Genomic DNA, 15,411 nt, shown 5'->3' on the forward strand with positions numbered 1-15,411 from the left:
ATGCACTTCAGTTGTAGGGAGCAATCAGTCAGCGCAGGTCCACCCGTTCGGTGGTACCCGTCAGAACCCCTGGGCGAGCCGGAAGTAGACCTGGTTCCACCGCACCTGGTCGCGGAAGCCGCGGCGGGTGGTGTCCTCGTCGATGACGAGCAGCTCGGTGCGGGCGATCTCCGCGAAGTCCTCGAACGCCTCGACCCCGACGGCCGTCGTGAGCACCGTGTGGTGCGCCCCACCGGCGGTCAGCCAGGACTCCGCGGACGTGCGGAAGTCGGGGCGGGGCTCCCAGACGGCCCGCGCGACCGGCAGGTGCGGCAGGTCGGCGGTGGGCGGGACGACGTCGACCACGTTGGCGGTGAGCCGGAAGCGGTCGCGCATGTCGGCCAGCGAGACGACGACGCCCACGCCGGGGTCGGCGTTGAACACCAGGCGGACCGGGTCCTCCTTGCCGCCGATGCCGAGCGGGTGGATCTCCAGGGTGGGCTTCGACGTGGTCAGCGTCGGGCAGATCTCGAGCATGTGGGCGCCGAGGATCCGCTCCGAGCCGGGCGTCAGGTCGTAGGTGTAGTCCTCCATGAGCGACGCGCCGCCGGGCAGGCCGGCACCCATCACCTTGGCGGCGCGGACCAGGATGGCGGTCTTCCAGTCGCCCTCCGCGCCGAACCCGTAGCCGTCCGCCATGAGCCGCTGGACGGCCAGGCCGGGGAGCTGGCGCAGGTCACCGAGGTCCTCGAAGTTCGTCGTGAAGGCCTTGGCCCCCAGCGACTCGAGCAGCGTGCGCAGCGCGATCTCCTGGCGGGCGCCGTAGCGCAGGGACTCGTGCCGGTCGCCGTCCGCCCGCAGCTCGGGGACGACGTCGTAGAGCTCCTCGTACTCGGCGACGAGCGCGTCGACGTCTTCTGGAGCCACCGCGTCCACGGCCGCCACGAGGTCGTTGACACCCCACGTGTTCACCGAGACGCCGAACCGCAGCTCGGCCTCCGTCTTGTCGCCCTCGGTCACCGCGACGTAGCGCATGTTGTCGCCGAACCGGGCGAGCTTCAGCTCGTGCGTCGCGGCCCAGCCGGCGCACGCGCGCACCCAGACGTCGATCGACGCGACGACGGCCGGGTTGGACACGTGCCCCGCGACCGTCTTGCGTGCGGCACCGAGCCGGGTCGCGATGTACCCGAACTCGCGGTCGCCGTGCGCGGCCTGGTTGAGGTTCATGAAGTCGAAGTCGATGGTGTCCCACGGCAGCTCGACGTTGGCCTGCGTGTGCAGGTGCAGCAGCGGGGTGCGCAGCGCGTCCAGGCCGGCGATCCACATCTTGGCCGGCGAGAACGTGTGCATCCACGCGATGACCCCGATGACGGAGTCGTCGGCGTTGGCCTCGAGCGCGGCGCGGCGGATCGCGTCGGAGTCGGTGAGCACCGGCTTCCAGACGAGCTTCGCGGGGAGCGTGTCGCCCAGGACGCGCGCGATCTCCTGCGACTGCGTGGCCACCTGGCGGAGCGTCTCCTCGCCGTACAGGCCCTGGCTCCCGGTGAGGAACCAGATCTCGCGGTCGGCGTAGGGCTTGGTCATGAGTCGCTCTCCGGGGTGTGGGTGGGCTGCTGTCCGTAGACGTTCTGGTACCGGGCGTACAGGGAGTCGATGTCGGCCTGCGCGATCGGGATGGTGTCGCCCAGCTGCCGCGCGATGTGCACCGTGCGGGCGACCTCCTCGACCATGACGGCGGCCTTCACGGCGGCCTTGGCGTCGCGGCCGATGGTGAACGGCCCGTGGTTGCGCATGAGGACCGCCGGGCTGCGGGAGCCCTGGAGGGTCTCGACGATCCCGCGGCCGATCGAGTCGTCGCCGATGAGCGCGAACGGGCCGATCGGCACGTCTCCGCCGAACTCGTCGGCCATCATCGTGAGCACGCACGGCACCGGCTCGCCGCGGGCGGCCCACGCGGTCGCGTAGGTGGAGTGCGTGTGCACGACGCCCCCGACCGACGGCATGTGCCGGTATACGTAGGCGTGCGCGGCGGTGTCGCTGGACGGTGCGCGGGTGCCGTCGACCAGGTTCCCGTCGAGGTCGCAGACGACCATCGACTCCGCGGTGAGCTCGTCGTACGTGACCCCGGAGGGCTTGATGACGAACAGGTCGGTGGGTCCGGGTGCGGAGCCGACGACCACCCGCTGCGACACGTTGCCGGCGGTCCACACCACCAGCTCCCAGCGCGGGAGCTCGGCGTGCAGGGCCGCGACGACCGCGCGGGTCTGCTGGATCTGGTCCTCGATGCTCACAGCGCCTCCACCGCGGCCTGCTCGATCGCCAGCCCGGCGCTGTACCGCTCGAGGTAGGCGTCGAAGCCGCGGACGTCGTCCGGGTCGGGGGCGACCGTCTGGGAGACGGCGTCGCCGAACACGCGAGTGGTCAGGTACGTGCTCAGGTCCTGCTCGTCGGCCACGCCCAGGTACGCGGCGAGCACCGCGATGCCCCACGCGCCGCCCTCGCCCGCGGTGCTGCCCACGGTGACCGGCGCGCCGACCGCCGCGGCGAGCAGCCGCTGCGCCACACCCGCGGTCCGGAACAGCCCGCCGTGCGCGAACATCGCGTCCAGCTCGACGCCCTCGCCCCGCAGCACGCGCATGCCCAGGCTGAGCGTGCCGAACGCGCTGTACACCTGGGTGCGCATGAAGTTGGCCAGGGTCAGCCGGCTGTCGGGGGTCCGCACGAAGAGCGGGCGCCCCTCGGCCAGGCCCGTGATCGGCTCGCCCGACAGGTAGTTGTAGGCCAGCAGGCCGCCGCCGTCCGCGTCGCCGGTCAGCGCCTCGCGCAGGAGCGCCCCGAACACGTCGTCCGAGCCGGTGGGCTGCCCGATCGCGGTGGCGAACTGGCCGAACAGGTCCGCCCAGGCGCCGAGCTCGCTGGCGCCGTTGTTGCAGTGCACCATCGCGACGAGGTCGCCGGACGGCGTGGTCACCAGGTCGAGCTCGTGGTGCACCTGGGCCAGCGGCTTCTCCAGCACGACCATGGCGAAGATGCTGGTGCCGACGCTGACGTTGCCGGTGCGGGGTGCCACGGAGTTCGTCGCGACCATCCCGGTGCCGGCGTCACCCTCGGGCGGGCACAGCGGGATGCCGGGCCGGAGGGTGCCCGTGGGGTCGAGGAGCGCGGCGCCCGCCTCGGTCAGCCGGCCGGCATCCTGGCCCGCGAGCAGGATCTCGGGCAGCAGCGCCGCGACGTCCGCGCCGGGATAGGCCGCGAGCATCGTCGCGTCGTAGGAGTGCGTGGCGGTGTCGATGGGGAACATGCCCGACGCGTCGCCGACGCCGAGCACCGTGCGGCCGGTCAGCTTCCAGTGCACGTAGCCGGCCAGCGTGGTGAGGAAGCGGACCTGCCCGACGTGCGGCTCGGCGTCCAGCTCGGCCTGGCGGAAGTGCGCGATGGACCAGCGCAGCGGGATGTTGTGGCCGAACAGCGCGCTGAGCTCGGCGGCCGCCGGTCCCGTGCTGGTGTTCCGCCAGGTGCGGAACGGGACCAGGAGCTCGTCGGCCTCGTCGAACGCCAGGTAGCCGTGCATCATCGCGGAGATCCCGATGGCGCTGAGGGTGGTGGGGCGCACCCCGTACCGCTGCTCGGTCTCGGCCAGCAGTGCCGCGACCGACTCCTGGAGCCCGGACCAGACGGCGTCCAGCGAGTACGTCCACACCCGGTCGACGAACTGGTTCTCCCAGTCGTGGCTGCCGCTGGCCAGCGGGGTGTGATCCGGGCCGATGAGCACGGCCTTGATGCGGGTGGAGCCCAGCTCGATGCCCAGCGTCGTCCGGCCGGTCGTGATCGCCGCCGTGGGATCGGCACCGTGGGGATCGACCGTCATCACGCGGCTCCGCTCTCGCATCGATGACCGCGGCGGACGCCAGCGGCCGAGACATATGTTAGCGCTAACATCCGGCCCGCAGTCCAGCCGTGCCGGGGCTCAGCCGTGGGACGACCGACCGACCCCGGTGAGCGTGGTGAGCAGGAAGACGCTGTCCTCGACGGCGTGCACCGAGTGCCGCTCGTGCGTGAGCACCCACAGGTGTCCGGTGCTCGCCTCGACGTCCCCGTCGGGCGACTCGACCCGCACGCGCCCCTGCCACACCTGGAGCGTCGCGGCGTTCGGGGAGTTGTGCTCCCCGAGGCTGGATCCGGCGGTCAGGGCGATGATCGTCTGCCGCAGCTCCCCGTCGTGCGCGACGATCCCCGCCGACCTGCCGTGCTGGTCCGAGCGGGCGGCGTCCAGGTGCGTGGCGGCGAGCTCGGCGATGTCGATCATGACCCGAGCGTAGGACTACGCCGGACGCACCGAGCTGGCCCGCACCACGAGCTCCGCGGGGATCTGCTGGCGCGCCACGTCCTCCCCGGCGAACGCGGACTGCAGCGAGCCGACCGCCAGCCGCCCGAGCGCCCCGAAGTCCTGCCGGACCGTGGTCAGCGGCGGCGTGTAGTGCGCGGCGCCGACCTCGTCGTCGAAGCCCACGACCGCGACGTCCGACGGCACGCCGACACCCTTCTCCCAGAACGCGTGCAGCAGCCCGAGGGCCAGCTGGTCGTTGGCCGCGAAGATCGCCGACGGCAGTCCCTCGCGGACCATCCGGAGCCCGAGCTCGTACCCGTCGGCCGCGTCCCAGCCCGCCTCGATGTGCTCCGGGGCACCCGGTCCGGACACCTCGCGCCACCCGGCGAGCCGGTCCTGGGCGTCGAACCAGTCCTGCGGGCCGGCCACGTGCACCACCTCGGTGTGGCCCTGGTCGAGCAGGTGCTGGGTGGCCAGCCGGGCGCCGTGCCGCTGGTCGACGCCGACCGCGTGCAGGTGCGCGACGGGCGGGACGTCGGACGCCGACGAGATGAGCACGACGGGAACCGGCGACGCGAGGGCGGCGATGGCCTGGGCTACCTCGGTCGTCGGGGCGATGATCGCGATGCCGTCGACGCCCTGGCCCAGGAAGTGCTCGATCGCGGTGTGCATGGAGTCGCCGTCGAACTGCCGGATGGTCGCCACGGACACGTACCAGCCGACCACCCGGGCGGCCTCCTCGAGCCCCACCAGCGTGCTGGTCGGGCCGTACAGCGCGGTGGCGGGGGTGACCACGCCGAGCGTCCCCGACCGGCGCGTGACCAGGGTGCGGGCGGCGCTGTTGCGGCGGTAGCCCAGCCGGGCGATGGCGGCGTTGACGCGTTCCCGCGTCTCGGGTCGGACGCTCGGGTGGTCGTTGAGCACCCGGGACACGGTCTGGTGCGAGACGCCCGCGAGCGCGGCGACGTCGCTCATCGCCGGCGGGCGCGCGGACGCGTTCATCAGTACTGCTTGCCGAGCTCACGCGAGCGGTCACGGGCCGCCTCGGCCGCGGCGACGACCCCGGCGCGGACCCCGTGGGCGTCGAGCACCTGGACCGCGGCGACCGTGGTGCCGCCCGGGGAGGACACGCGCTCGCGCAGCACGGCCGGGTGGTCGCCCGACTGGGCCGCGAGCGCCGCGGACCCCTCGACGGTGGCCACCGCGAGCTTCGTCGCCAGGTCCCGCGTGAGGCCGAGCAGCACGCCCGCCTCCGCCATCGCGTCGATGAGGTAGAACGCGTACGCCGGCCCGGACCCGGAGATCGCGGTCACCGCGTCGAGGTCCTTCTCCTCTACCCGGACGACGAGCCCGGTGGCGGCGAGCAGCCTCTCGACGAGCGCGAGGTGCTCCTGCGTCGCGTGCGTGCCGGCCGCGATCGCGCTGGCGCCCTTGCCGACGACGGCGGGCGTGTTGGGCATGACCCGGACCACCGGCTGGCCGGCGGCGAGCCGCTTCTCGTAGCTGGCGATCGGCAGCCCGGCGGCCACGCTGACCACCAGCTCGCCCTCGCCCAGGGCGTCCTTGATCTCGTCGAGGACGGACGCCACGACGTTCGGCTTGACCGCCAGGAGCACCACGTCGGCGCGGGCCGCCGCCTCGGCGTTCGACGCTCCGGTGCGCACCCCGTACCGGCCCGCGAGCTCGTCGGCCCGCGGCGCGTACCGCTCGGTGACCTCGACCTGCTCGGCCGTCCAGCCCGCCGTCAGCAGCGCGCTGAGCAGGGTCTCCCCCATGACGCCGCCGCCCAGCACCGCGACCCGCGGCGTGTCGGCGGTGGGCTCGTCGGCCATCGTCGTCCTCCCGTCCGTGCCGCCGAAGGGCGACGCCGAGAGCCTATCGACGCGGGGGCCGGGCCGGTGCCGACGGCCCGGACCCACGTCTCAGCCGTTGCCGGGAGGGGCGAAGCCGGCCGGGGGACCGCCCTCGCCGCCTTGCATCACGAAGCCCTCCGGCGGGCCGCCCTGCGTCGCGTCGTCGCCCAGGCCCGACAGCCCGGTCGTGGTGGAGGTGCTGGTCTCGATCGGCTCGTCGAGGTCCGCGAGGACCACCTCGTCGCCGGCGGAGAGGCCGTCGGTGATCTCGGTCCGCTCCGTGCCGACCGCGCCGCGGGTGACCGTGACCTCGGTCGGGGTGCCGCCCTGGAGCACCTGGACCGTCGCGGTCGAGCCGTCGACGTGGACCGCCGACGTCGGGACCGTGAGCACCTGGTCGGCGCCCGCCACGGTGATCCGCACCTGGGCGGAGGCTCCGTCGTACAGCGTCTCGTCCGTCGGGTCGACGGCGAGCTCGACCGTGTAGGCCGGGTCGGCGGTGGTGGACGTGTCGAGGACGCCGATGCTGCTGACCGTGGCGGTGAGCGTCGCATCCGTGCTCGGGGTGGTCACCTGGGCGCTCTGGCCGACCGTGACGATGTCGATCTTCGTCAGCGGGACGCTGGTGGTGACCGTGTAGCCGTCCGGGCCGAGGATCGTGATCGTCGCGGTGGTCGACGAGGCCGTGACCGAGTCGCCCGGGGCGAGCGCGACCGCCGCGACCGTGCCGGCGATCGGGCTGGTCAGGGTGGCGAACGGGAGCCGGCTCTGCGCGAGCGTGACGTTGGCCTGGGCCAGGTCGATCGCTGCCTGGTCGGCGACGATCGTCGCCGCGGACGCCACGGTCGTGGCCGTGCTGGTCGACGGCGTGCTGGTGGAGGGCGTGCTGGTCGACGGGGTGGAGGTCGAGGGCGTGGTCGTCGACGGGGTCGACGTCGAGGGCGTGCTGGTTGACGGCGCGCTGGTCGAGGAGGCCGCGACGGCCTTCTGGAGCGCCTGCACCGCCTCGTCCAGCGCGGTCGCGAGCGTCATGAGCGCCTGCTGCTCCGCGTCGGTCGCGGTCTGCGCGTCCAGGGCCCCGGTCAGGGCGGCCTGGCAGTCGGCGAGCGCCTGCTCGACCGCGGAGACGTCGGGCTCGGCAGTGTCGTCGGGTTCCGCCGTGTCGTCGGGTTCGACCGTGGGGTCTGCCTCGTCGGTGGCGGGATCCGTCGACTCCGTCAGGTCGTCCGTCGGCTCCGCGTCCGCGGGCTCGACGTCGTCACCGACCACCGCGAGGAACGCCGCGCACGACGCCTGCGACGCCGTGACGCTCTCGCCGCTGGACGCCAGGGCGTCGGCGGTGACCTGGTACTGGTCGAGCAGCGCCTGCTGGGCTCGCTGGACGTCGGCCAGCGCCTTCTCGACGGCGGGGTCCGCGGAGTCGCCGCGGGTGTCTTCGGACCCCGTGGTCGGTGCGGCGGAGGAGACCGCGGGCGATGCGGACGCCGATGCGGACGGCGTCGATGACGACGAGGCGGAGGTCGCGGAGGAGGAAGCGGTCGACGAGGTCGAGGTCGACGCCGTCTGGGAGTCCAGGTCGTCGGAGAGCTGCTGCTGGGCGTCGGCGAGGTCCGCCTGCGCCTTCTCGACCGCGTCCTGGAGCGCCTCGGTGTCGAGCGTGGCGAGCACGTCCCCGGCCGCCACGGCCTGACCGACGGACACGTTCACGGTCGCCACGGTGCCGTCCACGGAGAACGCCACGTCCCGCCGGGTGGCCGACGCGATCGTGCCGACCGCGTCGATCACCTGCTCGACGCTCGACAGATCGGCGGCGGCGGTCCGGTACCGGCCGTCGTCGGAACCCCCGACCGCCAGGGCGACACCGCCGCCCGCGGCCACGAGGGCCACGGCTCCCGCGGCGCCGAACCCGATGATCCGGCGGCGACGCGCCCGACGACGCAGCGCGACGGAGGGACGGACGTCGCGGTCAGGCATCGGTGTCACCGTCCTGCGACGAGTCGTCGGAGGAGCCCTGCGAGCCGCCGCCGGGGAACCCGCGGCCGCCGAGCATGCCGGTGGTGCAGTCGCCGTCGGTCGGCGCGGAGACCGTGATGCTCGTCGCGGTGACCTTGCCGCTGTCGTCGGCCTCGCCGCGCGCGGTGGCGCACTGCCCGACGACCATCGCGGACGCGTCGGCCGCGGCGGTCGTGGTGTAGGTGGTCGCGTCGGTGACCGTGACGGTGCGCGAGGTGGTCGCGTCGTCCGGACCCGTGGTCTCCACCGTCAGCGTGCTGCCGTCGATCGCGGTGACCGTTCCGCTGGCGCCGCCGCCGAACATGCGGGCGCCGTCGGGTGCTCCGGACGGCAGGTCCGTGGGCGCACCGTCGGGGGCCCGCATCGACGGCAGGTCGGTGGGCGCTCCGTCGGGACGGTCGCCGCCTCCGGGTCCCCCGGCGAAGCCGCCGAACCCGCCGGCGCACGTGCCGTCGTCGGACGGCTGGGTGATCCGGATGCTGGTGGCCTCCACCGGCGCGCTGGTGTCCGTCGTGTCGTCCGTCGTGGCGGTGGACACCGCGACGACGCACGACCCGACCGTCACGTCGGCGAGCGTCCCGGCGACCGTCGCGGAGAACGTGGTGGCGTCCGTCCACGTCACCGCGGTCTGCGCGTCGTCGGACCGGACCTGCATGACGGTCCCGGTGACCGTCGCGATCTCGCCGGACGCGCCGCCACCGCCGGGGGGCTGCGCACCGCCGCCGTCCTGCTGCTGCTGGGGGGTGGCCGAGGCGGTCGGCGCGGCCGCCTGCGAGGTGCCGGCAGAGCAGCCGGCCAGGACGAGGACCGAGGCCGCGGCGATCGCGGGAAGCAGTCGCGTGGTCAGGGTGGACATGGGGAGTCTCCTAGCTGAGAGGGGGCTATTCCGCGCGCAGCGCGTCGATGGGGGCCAGTCGCGCGGCGCGCGTGGCGGGGTAGACGCCGAACACCAGGCCGATGCCCATCGCGACGACGACCGAGCCGACGACCGCGGCACCGGACACGACGACCGAGCTGTCGAGCAGCCGGGGCAGCACCTGCGCGGCGACGATCCCGAGGGCCGCGCCGAGCACGCCGCCGGCCAGGCCGAGCACCGTGGCCTCGACCAGGAACTGCCGGCGGATGGCCCACGGCGGGGCGCCGAGCGCCTTGCGCAGACCGATCTCGCGGGTCCGCTCGGTGACCGAGACGAGCATGATGTTCATGACCCCGATGCCCCCGACCAGCAGCGACAGGGCCGCGATGCCGGTGAGGAGGACAGTCAGGGTCTTGTAGACCGCAGTCGCCGTGGACACCAGGGCGTCCTGGCTGTTGATCGTGAAGTCGGCGCTGTCGGCGTCGGTGATCCCGTGCAGGTTGAGCAGCAGCGCCTCGGCCTCCTGGTACGCCGCGTTCAGCTGGTCGGTCGAGGCGGCCTGCACGTAGATCGTCGACACCGCGTTGCGGTCCGAGCCGCCGACCACCGTGTCCGCCGCCGTCGACATCGGGATGACCGCCACGTCATCGAGGTCGCTGTCGCCGCTGGCGCCCTCGGCCTCGAGCACGCCGACCACGCGCAGGTCGGTGTCGCCGATGGTGACCGTCTGGCCGACCACGCGGGTGGAGCCGAACAGCTCCTCGGCGGTCTCCGGACCGAGCACGACGACCGCCGCCCGGTCCGCCTCGTCGTCGGCGGTGAAGAACGCGCCGGTCGCCAGCGTGCGGCCGCGGACGTCGAGCCAGTCCGTGCTGGTGCCGACCACGCTGGTGGTCCAGTTGGTGTCATTGGCCTCGAGCGACGCGGACGTGGTCTTCTCGGCCGCGACCTTGCCGATGTCCGGCGCGTTGACGGAGCTGTCCAGCGCCTCGGCGTCGGCCGTGGTCAGCGTGGTGCGCGAGCCGAAGCCGCCGCGGACGCCCTCCGTGCTGGTGCTGCTGCCAGGCTTGACGATGAGCAGGTTGCTGCCGAGCTGGCTGATCTGCGCGCTGACGTCCTGCTGCGTGCCGAGCCCGAGGCCGACCGTGAGGATGACCGCGGCGATGCCGATGAGGATGCCGAGCACGGTGAGGATCGAGCGCATGGCGTGCGACGTCACCGCGGACCAGCCGGTGCGCAGGGTCTCGGTCCAGGTCATCGGGCACCGTCCGACACGATGAGCCCGTCGTGGACCCGGACGATCCGCTCCGCGCGCTCGGCGACGTCGGCCTCGTGCGTGATGAGGACGATCGTGCGGCCCTGCGCGTGCAGCTCGTCGAACAGGGACAGGACGTCGTGCGTGGACGTCGAGTCGAGGTTGCCCGTCGGCTCGTCGGCCAGCAGGAGGGCCGGTTCGCCGACGAGGGCGCGGGCCACCGCAACGCGCTGCTGCTGCCCGCCCGAGAGCTCGCCCGGCCGGTTGTCCAGCCGGTCGGCGAGCCCGACGCGGGACAGCGCGGCCGCGGCCCGGTCGCGTCGGACCCCCGCGTGCACGCGGCCGTAGACCAGCGGGAGCTCCACGTTGCGCCACGCCGAGAGCGCCGGCAGCAGGTTGAACTGCTGGAACACGAACCCGATGCGCCGGTTGCGGATGTCCGCGAGGTCGATCTCGTCGAGCTCCCCCACGTCCTCGCCGGCCAGGTGGTACGTGCCGCGGGTGAGCGTGTCCAGGCAGCCCAGGATGTTCATCAGGGTCGACTTGCCGGACCCGGACGGGCCCATGACCGCGACGTACTCGCCCTGCTCGATCCGCAGGTCGACGCCACGCAGGGCCTCGAACTCGATGCTGCCGGACGTGTAGGTCTTGGTGACGCCGACGAGGTCGATGACGGTGCTGGTGCGTGTCTCGATGAGCGGCGACGCGAGCTCAGCCATTGGTCTGACCGCCCTGCATCTGGGTGGGGTCGAAGCCCTCCGGTGGGCCGCCCTCGGGGAACGTGCCGCCGCCGTCCTGCGTCGTGCCCTGCCGGCCCGTGCCGCCGGAGCCCGGCGTGAAGGTGGCCAGCACGACCTCGTCGCCCTCGGCCAGCCCCTCGGTGATCTCCGTGACGTTCCCGGAGGTCTCCCCCGTGGTGACCGGCACGTCGACGGTGGCGCCGGCGGCATCCACCTGCGTCACGGTGGTGGTGCCGTCGGTGGCCGTCGTGACGGCCAGGCTGGGCACGGTGAGCACGTCGGTGCGGCGCTCGTAGACCAGCTCGACCTCCGCGGCGACGCCGTCGTGCAGCCCTTCCTGGTCGCCCGTGACCGCGACGGTGACCGGGTAGGCCGCCACGCCGGTGTCGCTGGTCGACAGCAGGCCGATCTCGCTGATGGTGCCGAACACCGGCTCGGTCGCGCCGTCGAGGGTGACCTCCGCCTGGTCGCCCACCTCGATGAGCGCGATGTCCGCGTCGGAGACCGTCACGTCGACCTGCCACGCGTCGGTGCCGACGATGGTGAACTGCGCCGTGGTCTCGCCGCCGCTGCCGGTGGGCGCCGAGGAGGACCCCACCGCGTCGCCCACCTCGAGGTCCACCGCCGTGAGCAGCCCGGCGACCGGCGCGGTCAGGGTGGCGCCGTCCATCGCGGCCTGCGCGGTGTCGACCCCCGACTGGGCCACGTCGACCTGCGCCTGCGCGGCGGCGATCTGCGCGGTGCCGCTCGCGTCGTCCAGCTTGGCCTGGGCGCTGGCCAGCGTGGACTTGGCCTGGAGCAGGTCCGCGTTCAACTGGAGGGTGTCGACGGTGGCCAGCGTCTGGCCGACCGTGACGCTCTGGCCGACCGCCACCGGCACGCCGGTCACCGTGCCGCTGACCTCGAAGCTCACGTCCTGCTGCACCGACGGCGCCAGCGTCCCGCTGCCGCTCACCGACTTCTGCATCGTCGTCAGGCTCGCCGCGACGGTCCGTGTCACGGGTGCGGCCGAGGCGGCCGACGCGTCCCTGATCCCGAACCACCACACCCCTGCCCCGACGAGGGCCACGACCACCACGGCCGCGACCGTTCTCGTCAGCGGCGTCGTCCGCCTCCACACGTGCTGCATGTTCTCCCTCACGTCGCTCGGTCCTGTGACCTGGGCCGAACGTAGGGAGGACGCCTGGGGCCGCCGTAGCACCACCCTGTGCCTGACCTGTGGATCGGCGAGAACAACGTGCGTGGCGGTGTGGCTGCTCAGGACAGCACTCACGTTGTTCTCGCCCCGCGGTGCCTCCCCAAACGATTCGGATCTGTCCGATACATCCTTTGTTTGGTAACTTGACTAAGTTCGTTCCAGTGCTCGTCCGCGGATGCCGGCTCCGAGGGGCGGGACGACCCAGGAGGTTCAATGAAGAACCGTCATCTCGCGCGCGCCCTGACCGCAGGGATCACCGCCGCCGCCCTGTGCGGGATCGTGACGCTCCCCGCGACAGCCGCCGAGACCGTCACCCTCGTCGACCCGGGCGCCAGCCCGCAGACGCGCTCCCTGTTCTCCTACCTCGACGACGTGCGCGGCGACGGCATCCTGTTCGGCCACCAGCACACGACGTCGTACGGCCTGACGTTCACGGGCGCGGACGGGATCACGTCCGACGTGAAGAACGTGACCGGCGACTACCCGGCGGTCTTCGGCTGGGACACCCTGATCCTCCAGGGCGACGAGGCCCCCGGATCGGCCGGCAACACGACCGCGCAGAACATCGCGGCGCTCGACGACTACATCGCCAAGGCGCACGAGCTCGGCGGCATCAACACCCTGTCCGCCCACATGGAGAACTTCGTCACGGGCGGCAGCTTCTACGACACCACCGGCGACACATTGCGCGCGGTCCTTCCCGGCGGCGCCAAGAACGCCGAGCTGAACGCGTACCTGGACAACATCGCGGCGGCCGCAGACGGTGCGCGGGACACCGACGGGAACCTCATCCCGATCGTCTTCCGACCGTGGCACGAGAACGCCGGCTCCTGGTTCTGGTGGGGCGCCGCGTTCGGCTCCCCCGGCGAGTACAAGGAGCTCTACCGCTACACGGTCGAGTACCTGCGCGACCTCAAGGGCGTCTCCAACTTCCTGTACGCGTTCTCCCCGGGCAGCGGGTTCGGCGGCAACACCGAGCAGTACCTGCGCACCTACCCCGGCGACGAGTTCATCGACGTGCTCGGCCTGGACGCGTACGACAACACCGGCTCGCAGGCGTTCCTCGACGGACTGGTCGCGGACCTCGGCATGATCGCCGACCTCGCCGACGCGAAGGGGAAGGTCTCCGCGTTCACCGAGTTCGGCGTCTCGGGCGGAGTGGGCACCAGCGGCTCGTCGCCCGAGCAGTGGTTCACCAAGGTGCTGAACGCCATCAAGGCCGACCCGCGCGCGAGCCGGTCGGCGTACATGGAGACGTGGGCCAACTTCGACGCCGGCCAGCACTTCGTGCCCGTGCCCGGGGACGCGCTGCTGGAGGACTTCCAGGCGTACGCGGCGGACCCGTTCACGTACTTCGCGGGCGACGTCACCGGCGCGTTCGACCGTGCCGTCGACACGACTCCCGCGCAGCCGCTCGTGCACATCGCGTCGCCCGCGGACAGCGCGCGCGTCGCGACGTCGCCGACGACCGTCCGGGCCACGGTCCAGAACGTCGACGCCGACCGCGTCTACGCGACGGTCGGGACGACGGAGATCGAGCTCTCGCCCGGCGACGGCCTCTGGTGGTCGGCGCCGTGGGACATCCCGGCCGCGGAGCTGGACAACAGCACGCAGACGCTCGAGGTCCACGTGATCGTCGACGGCGCCGAGGTGCTGAGCGACTCCGTCTCCGTGGTGCTCGGTCCGCGACCGACCTTCGGGCCGGGCGTGGTCGACGACTACGAGGGCTACGGCGACAACACCGCCCTGCGGGCCGAGTACGTCTCCTACGGCGCCAACACGCTGTCGCTGGACACGAGCGGGCCGTCGAAGGCGCTGCGGATGGACTACGACTTCGCCACGCAGACCTACACCGGGTTCGGCAAGCAGATCAGCGGCGACTGGTCGGCCTTCAACGAGCTCGCGCTCTGGGTCAAGCCCGACGGGTCCGGCAACAAGATGGTGCTCCAGCTCGTGGCCGGGGGCGTCTCGTACGAGGCCTACCCGTCGCTGGAGGGCACGTCACCTGGGGTCGTCACGTTCCCGTTCGTCGACTGGCGTCCGGCCCCGTGGGACACCGCCAACGCCAACCGCCGGATCACCGACGCGGACCTCCAGGCGATCTCGCAGTTCAACATCTACGTCAACGCGGCCGACGACGGCACCGGCGCCTCGTCGGGAAGCATCGTGGTCGACGACATCGCCGCCCTGCCGGGGGTCGAGCCGCCGCCGGTGTTCTCCGACGTGCTGCCGGGATCGCCGAACTTCGACTCGATCATCTGGCTGCACGACCAGGGGCTCGACGACGGCTACGCGGACGGCACGTTCCGGCCGACCAAGCCGGAGACGCGCCAGGACGTCGCGACCCTGCTCTACCGCTACGCCGACGCGACCTGGGTGCCGACCGCCAAGCGGCCGACGTTCCGCGACGTGCCCAAGAAGCACGCGGCGTACACGGCGATCGAGTGGCTGGCGCACGAGGGGCTCGTCGACACGACGCTCCCCGTCTACCTGCCGAAGGCGCCGCTCGACCGCTCGTCCGCGGCGGAGCTCCTCTGGCGCCTCGCCGGCTCCCCGGAACCGGCGGCTCCCGAGGCGTTCACCGACGTCCCGTCGTGGCACCCGTACGGCACGGCGATCGCGTGGGCGACCGAGACCGGGATCATCGTGCCGACGTCGGCGACGAAGTTCGGCGTGCTCAAGGTGGTCACCCGCGGCGACTTCGCCGGGTACCTCGACCGGTACGACCACCGGCCGACGCCGTTGGAGCCCGTCGTCCTGTCCGACTTCACCGACGGCGTCCAGGGCTGGGGGCCGATCGGTGAGGGAACCGTCTCCTCGACCGGAGGCACCCTCACCATCGGCGCGGCCTCTCCGGACGGCGGCTGGTTCGGGTTCGGCCCGTCGGTCGGCGACTGGACCGGGCGCACGCAGGTGACGTTCGACGTGGTGTCCACCACCGGGTTCGACACCAAGGCGGCCCTGCAGGTGGGCTCGTCGTGGACCTGGTGCGAGACCGCGCAGGTGGGCTGGATCGCCGCGCCGACGACCGACGTGGTCGTCGACCTGGAGACCCTGACCGCCGACTGCGGCGCGCAGCTGGCCGACGTGAAGAAGATCAACCTGTACTTCAATGCCGGCACCCACGTGCTCGACGACGTGGTGCTGCACTGACCGACCCCGCTGACGTCCGCACTCGGGTGGGTCTGAA

General features: G+C 72.6%; 12 protein-coding genes. 1 reads left to right on the forward strand and 11 read right to left on the reverse strand.

Going from position 1 to position 15,411, the window contains the following annotated elements; translation table 11 throughout:
* Positions 1-60: 60 nt before the first annotated feature.
* The 11 genes from araA to HP550_RS02205 form a co-directional block, all read right to left on the reverse strand.
* A complete protein-coding gene (araA, locus tag HP550_RS02155; protein WP_175345949.1) occupies positions 61-1,563 on the reverse strand; it encodes an L-arabinose isomerase in 1,503 nt (500 codons plus the stop codon).
* Positions 1,560-2,270, reverse strand: a complete 711-nt coding sequence (locus HP550_RS02160) for an L-ribulose-5-phosphate 4-epimerase (protein WP_175345950.1) — start codon at positions 2,268-2,270, stop codon at positions 1,560-1,562. The genes araA and HP550_RS02160 overlap by 4 nt, the downstream gene beginning before the upstream one ends.
* Complete coding sequence (locus tag HP550_RS02165) at positions 2,267-3,847, reverse strand: xylulokinase (RefSeq protein WP_175345951.1); 1,581 nt, start codon at positions 3,845-3,847, stop codon at positions 2,267-2,269. Before HP550_RS02165 ends, HP550_RS02160 begins: the two co-directional genes overlap by 4 nt.
* A gap of 99 nt (positions 3,848-3,946) precedes the next feature.
* Positions 3,947-4,285 carry a cupin domain-containing protein gene (locus tag HP550_RS02170; RefSeq protein WP_175345952.1) on the reverse strand — a complete coding sequence of 113 codons (339 nt, stop codon included), beginning with the start codon at positions 4,283-4,285 and terminating at the stop codon, positions 3,947-3,949.
* A gap of 15 nt (positions 4,286-4,300) precedes the next feature.
* A complete protein-coding gene (locus tag HP550_RS02175) occupies positions 4,301-5,308 on the reverse strand; it encodes a LacI family DNA-binding transcriptional regulator (RefSeq protein ID WP_246280426.1) in 1,008 nt (335 codons plus the stop codon).
* The gene (gene proC / locus HP550_RS02180) at positions 5,308-6,138 is read right to left on the reverse strand and encodes a pyrroline-5-carboxylate reductase (RefSeq protein ID WP_175345953.1); all 831 of its coding nucleotides are present in this window, start codon (positions 6,136-6,138) and stop codon (positions 5,308-5,310) included. Before proC ends, HP550_RS02175 begins: the two co-directional genes overlap by 1 nt.
* Positions 6,139-6,228: 90 nt before the next feature.
* Positions 6,229-8,133, reverse strand: a complete 1,905-nt coding sequence (locus HP550_RS02185; protein ID WP_175345954.1) for a permuted SH3 domain-containing protein — start codon at positions 8,131-8,133, stop codon at positions 6,229-6,231.
* Positions 8,126-9,028 (reverse strand): DUF5666 domain-containing protein, encoded by a 903-nt coding sequence (locus tag HP550_RS02190; protein ID WP_175345955.1) that lies wholly within the window; start codon positions 9,026-9,028, stop codon positions 8,126-8,128. Before HP550_RS02190 ends, HP550_RS02185 begins: the two co-directional genes overlap by 8 nt.
* Before the next feature lie 25 nt (positions 9,029-9,053).
* Positions 9,054-10,286: an ABC transporter permease gene (locus tag HP550_RS02195; protein ID WP_175345956.1), complete on the reverse strand. Its 1,233-nt coding sequence runs from the start codon at positions 10,284-10,286 to the stop codon at positions 9,054-9,056.
* A complete protein-coding gene (locus HP550_RS02200; protein ID WP_175345957.1) occupies positions 10,283-11,002 on the reverse strand; it encodes an ABC transporter ATP-binding protein in 720 nt (239 codons plus the stop codon). The genes HP550_RS02195 and HP550_RS02200 overlap by 4 nt, the downstream gene beginning before the upstream one ends.
* Positions 10,995-12,164, reverse strand: a complete 1,170-nt coding sequence (locus HP550_RS02205) for an efflux RND transporter periplasmic adaptor subunit (protein ID WP_343047942.1) — start codon at positions 12,162-12,164, stop codon at positions 10,995-10,997. Before HP550_RS02205 ends, HP550_RS02200 begins: the two co-directional genes overlap by 8 nt.
* A 270-nt stretch (positions 12,165-12,434) precedes the next feature.
* Here HP550_RS02205 and HP550_RS02210 point away from each other — a divergent pair, with 270 nt between their 5' ends.
* A complete protein-coding gene (locus HP550_RS02210) occupies positions 12,435-15,374 on the forward strand; it encodes a glycosyl hydrolase (RefSeq protein WP_175345958.1) in 2,940 nt (979 codons plus the stop codon).
* Positions 15,375-15,411: the final 37 nt, after the last annotated feature.

Source organism: Cellulomonas humilata (assembly GCF_013359775.1).
Classification (GTDB): domain Bacteria; phylum Actinomycetota; class Actinomycetes; order Actinomycetales; family Cellulomonadaceae; genus Cellulomonas; species Cellulomonas humilata.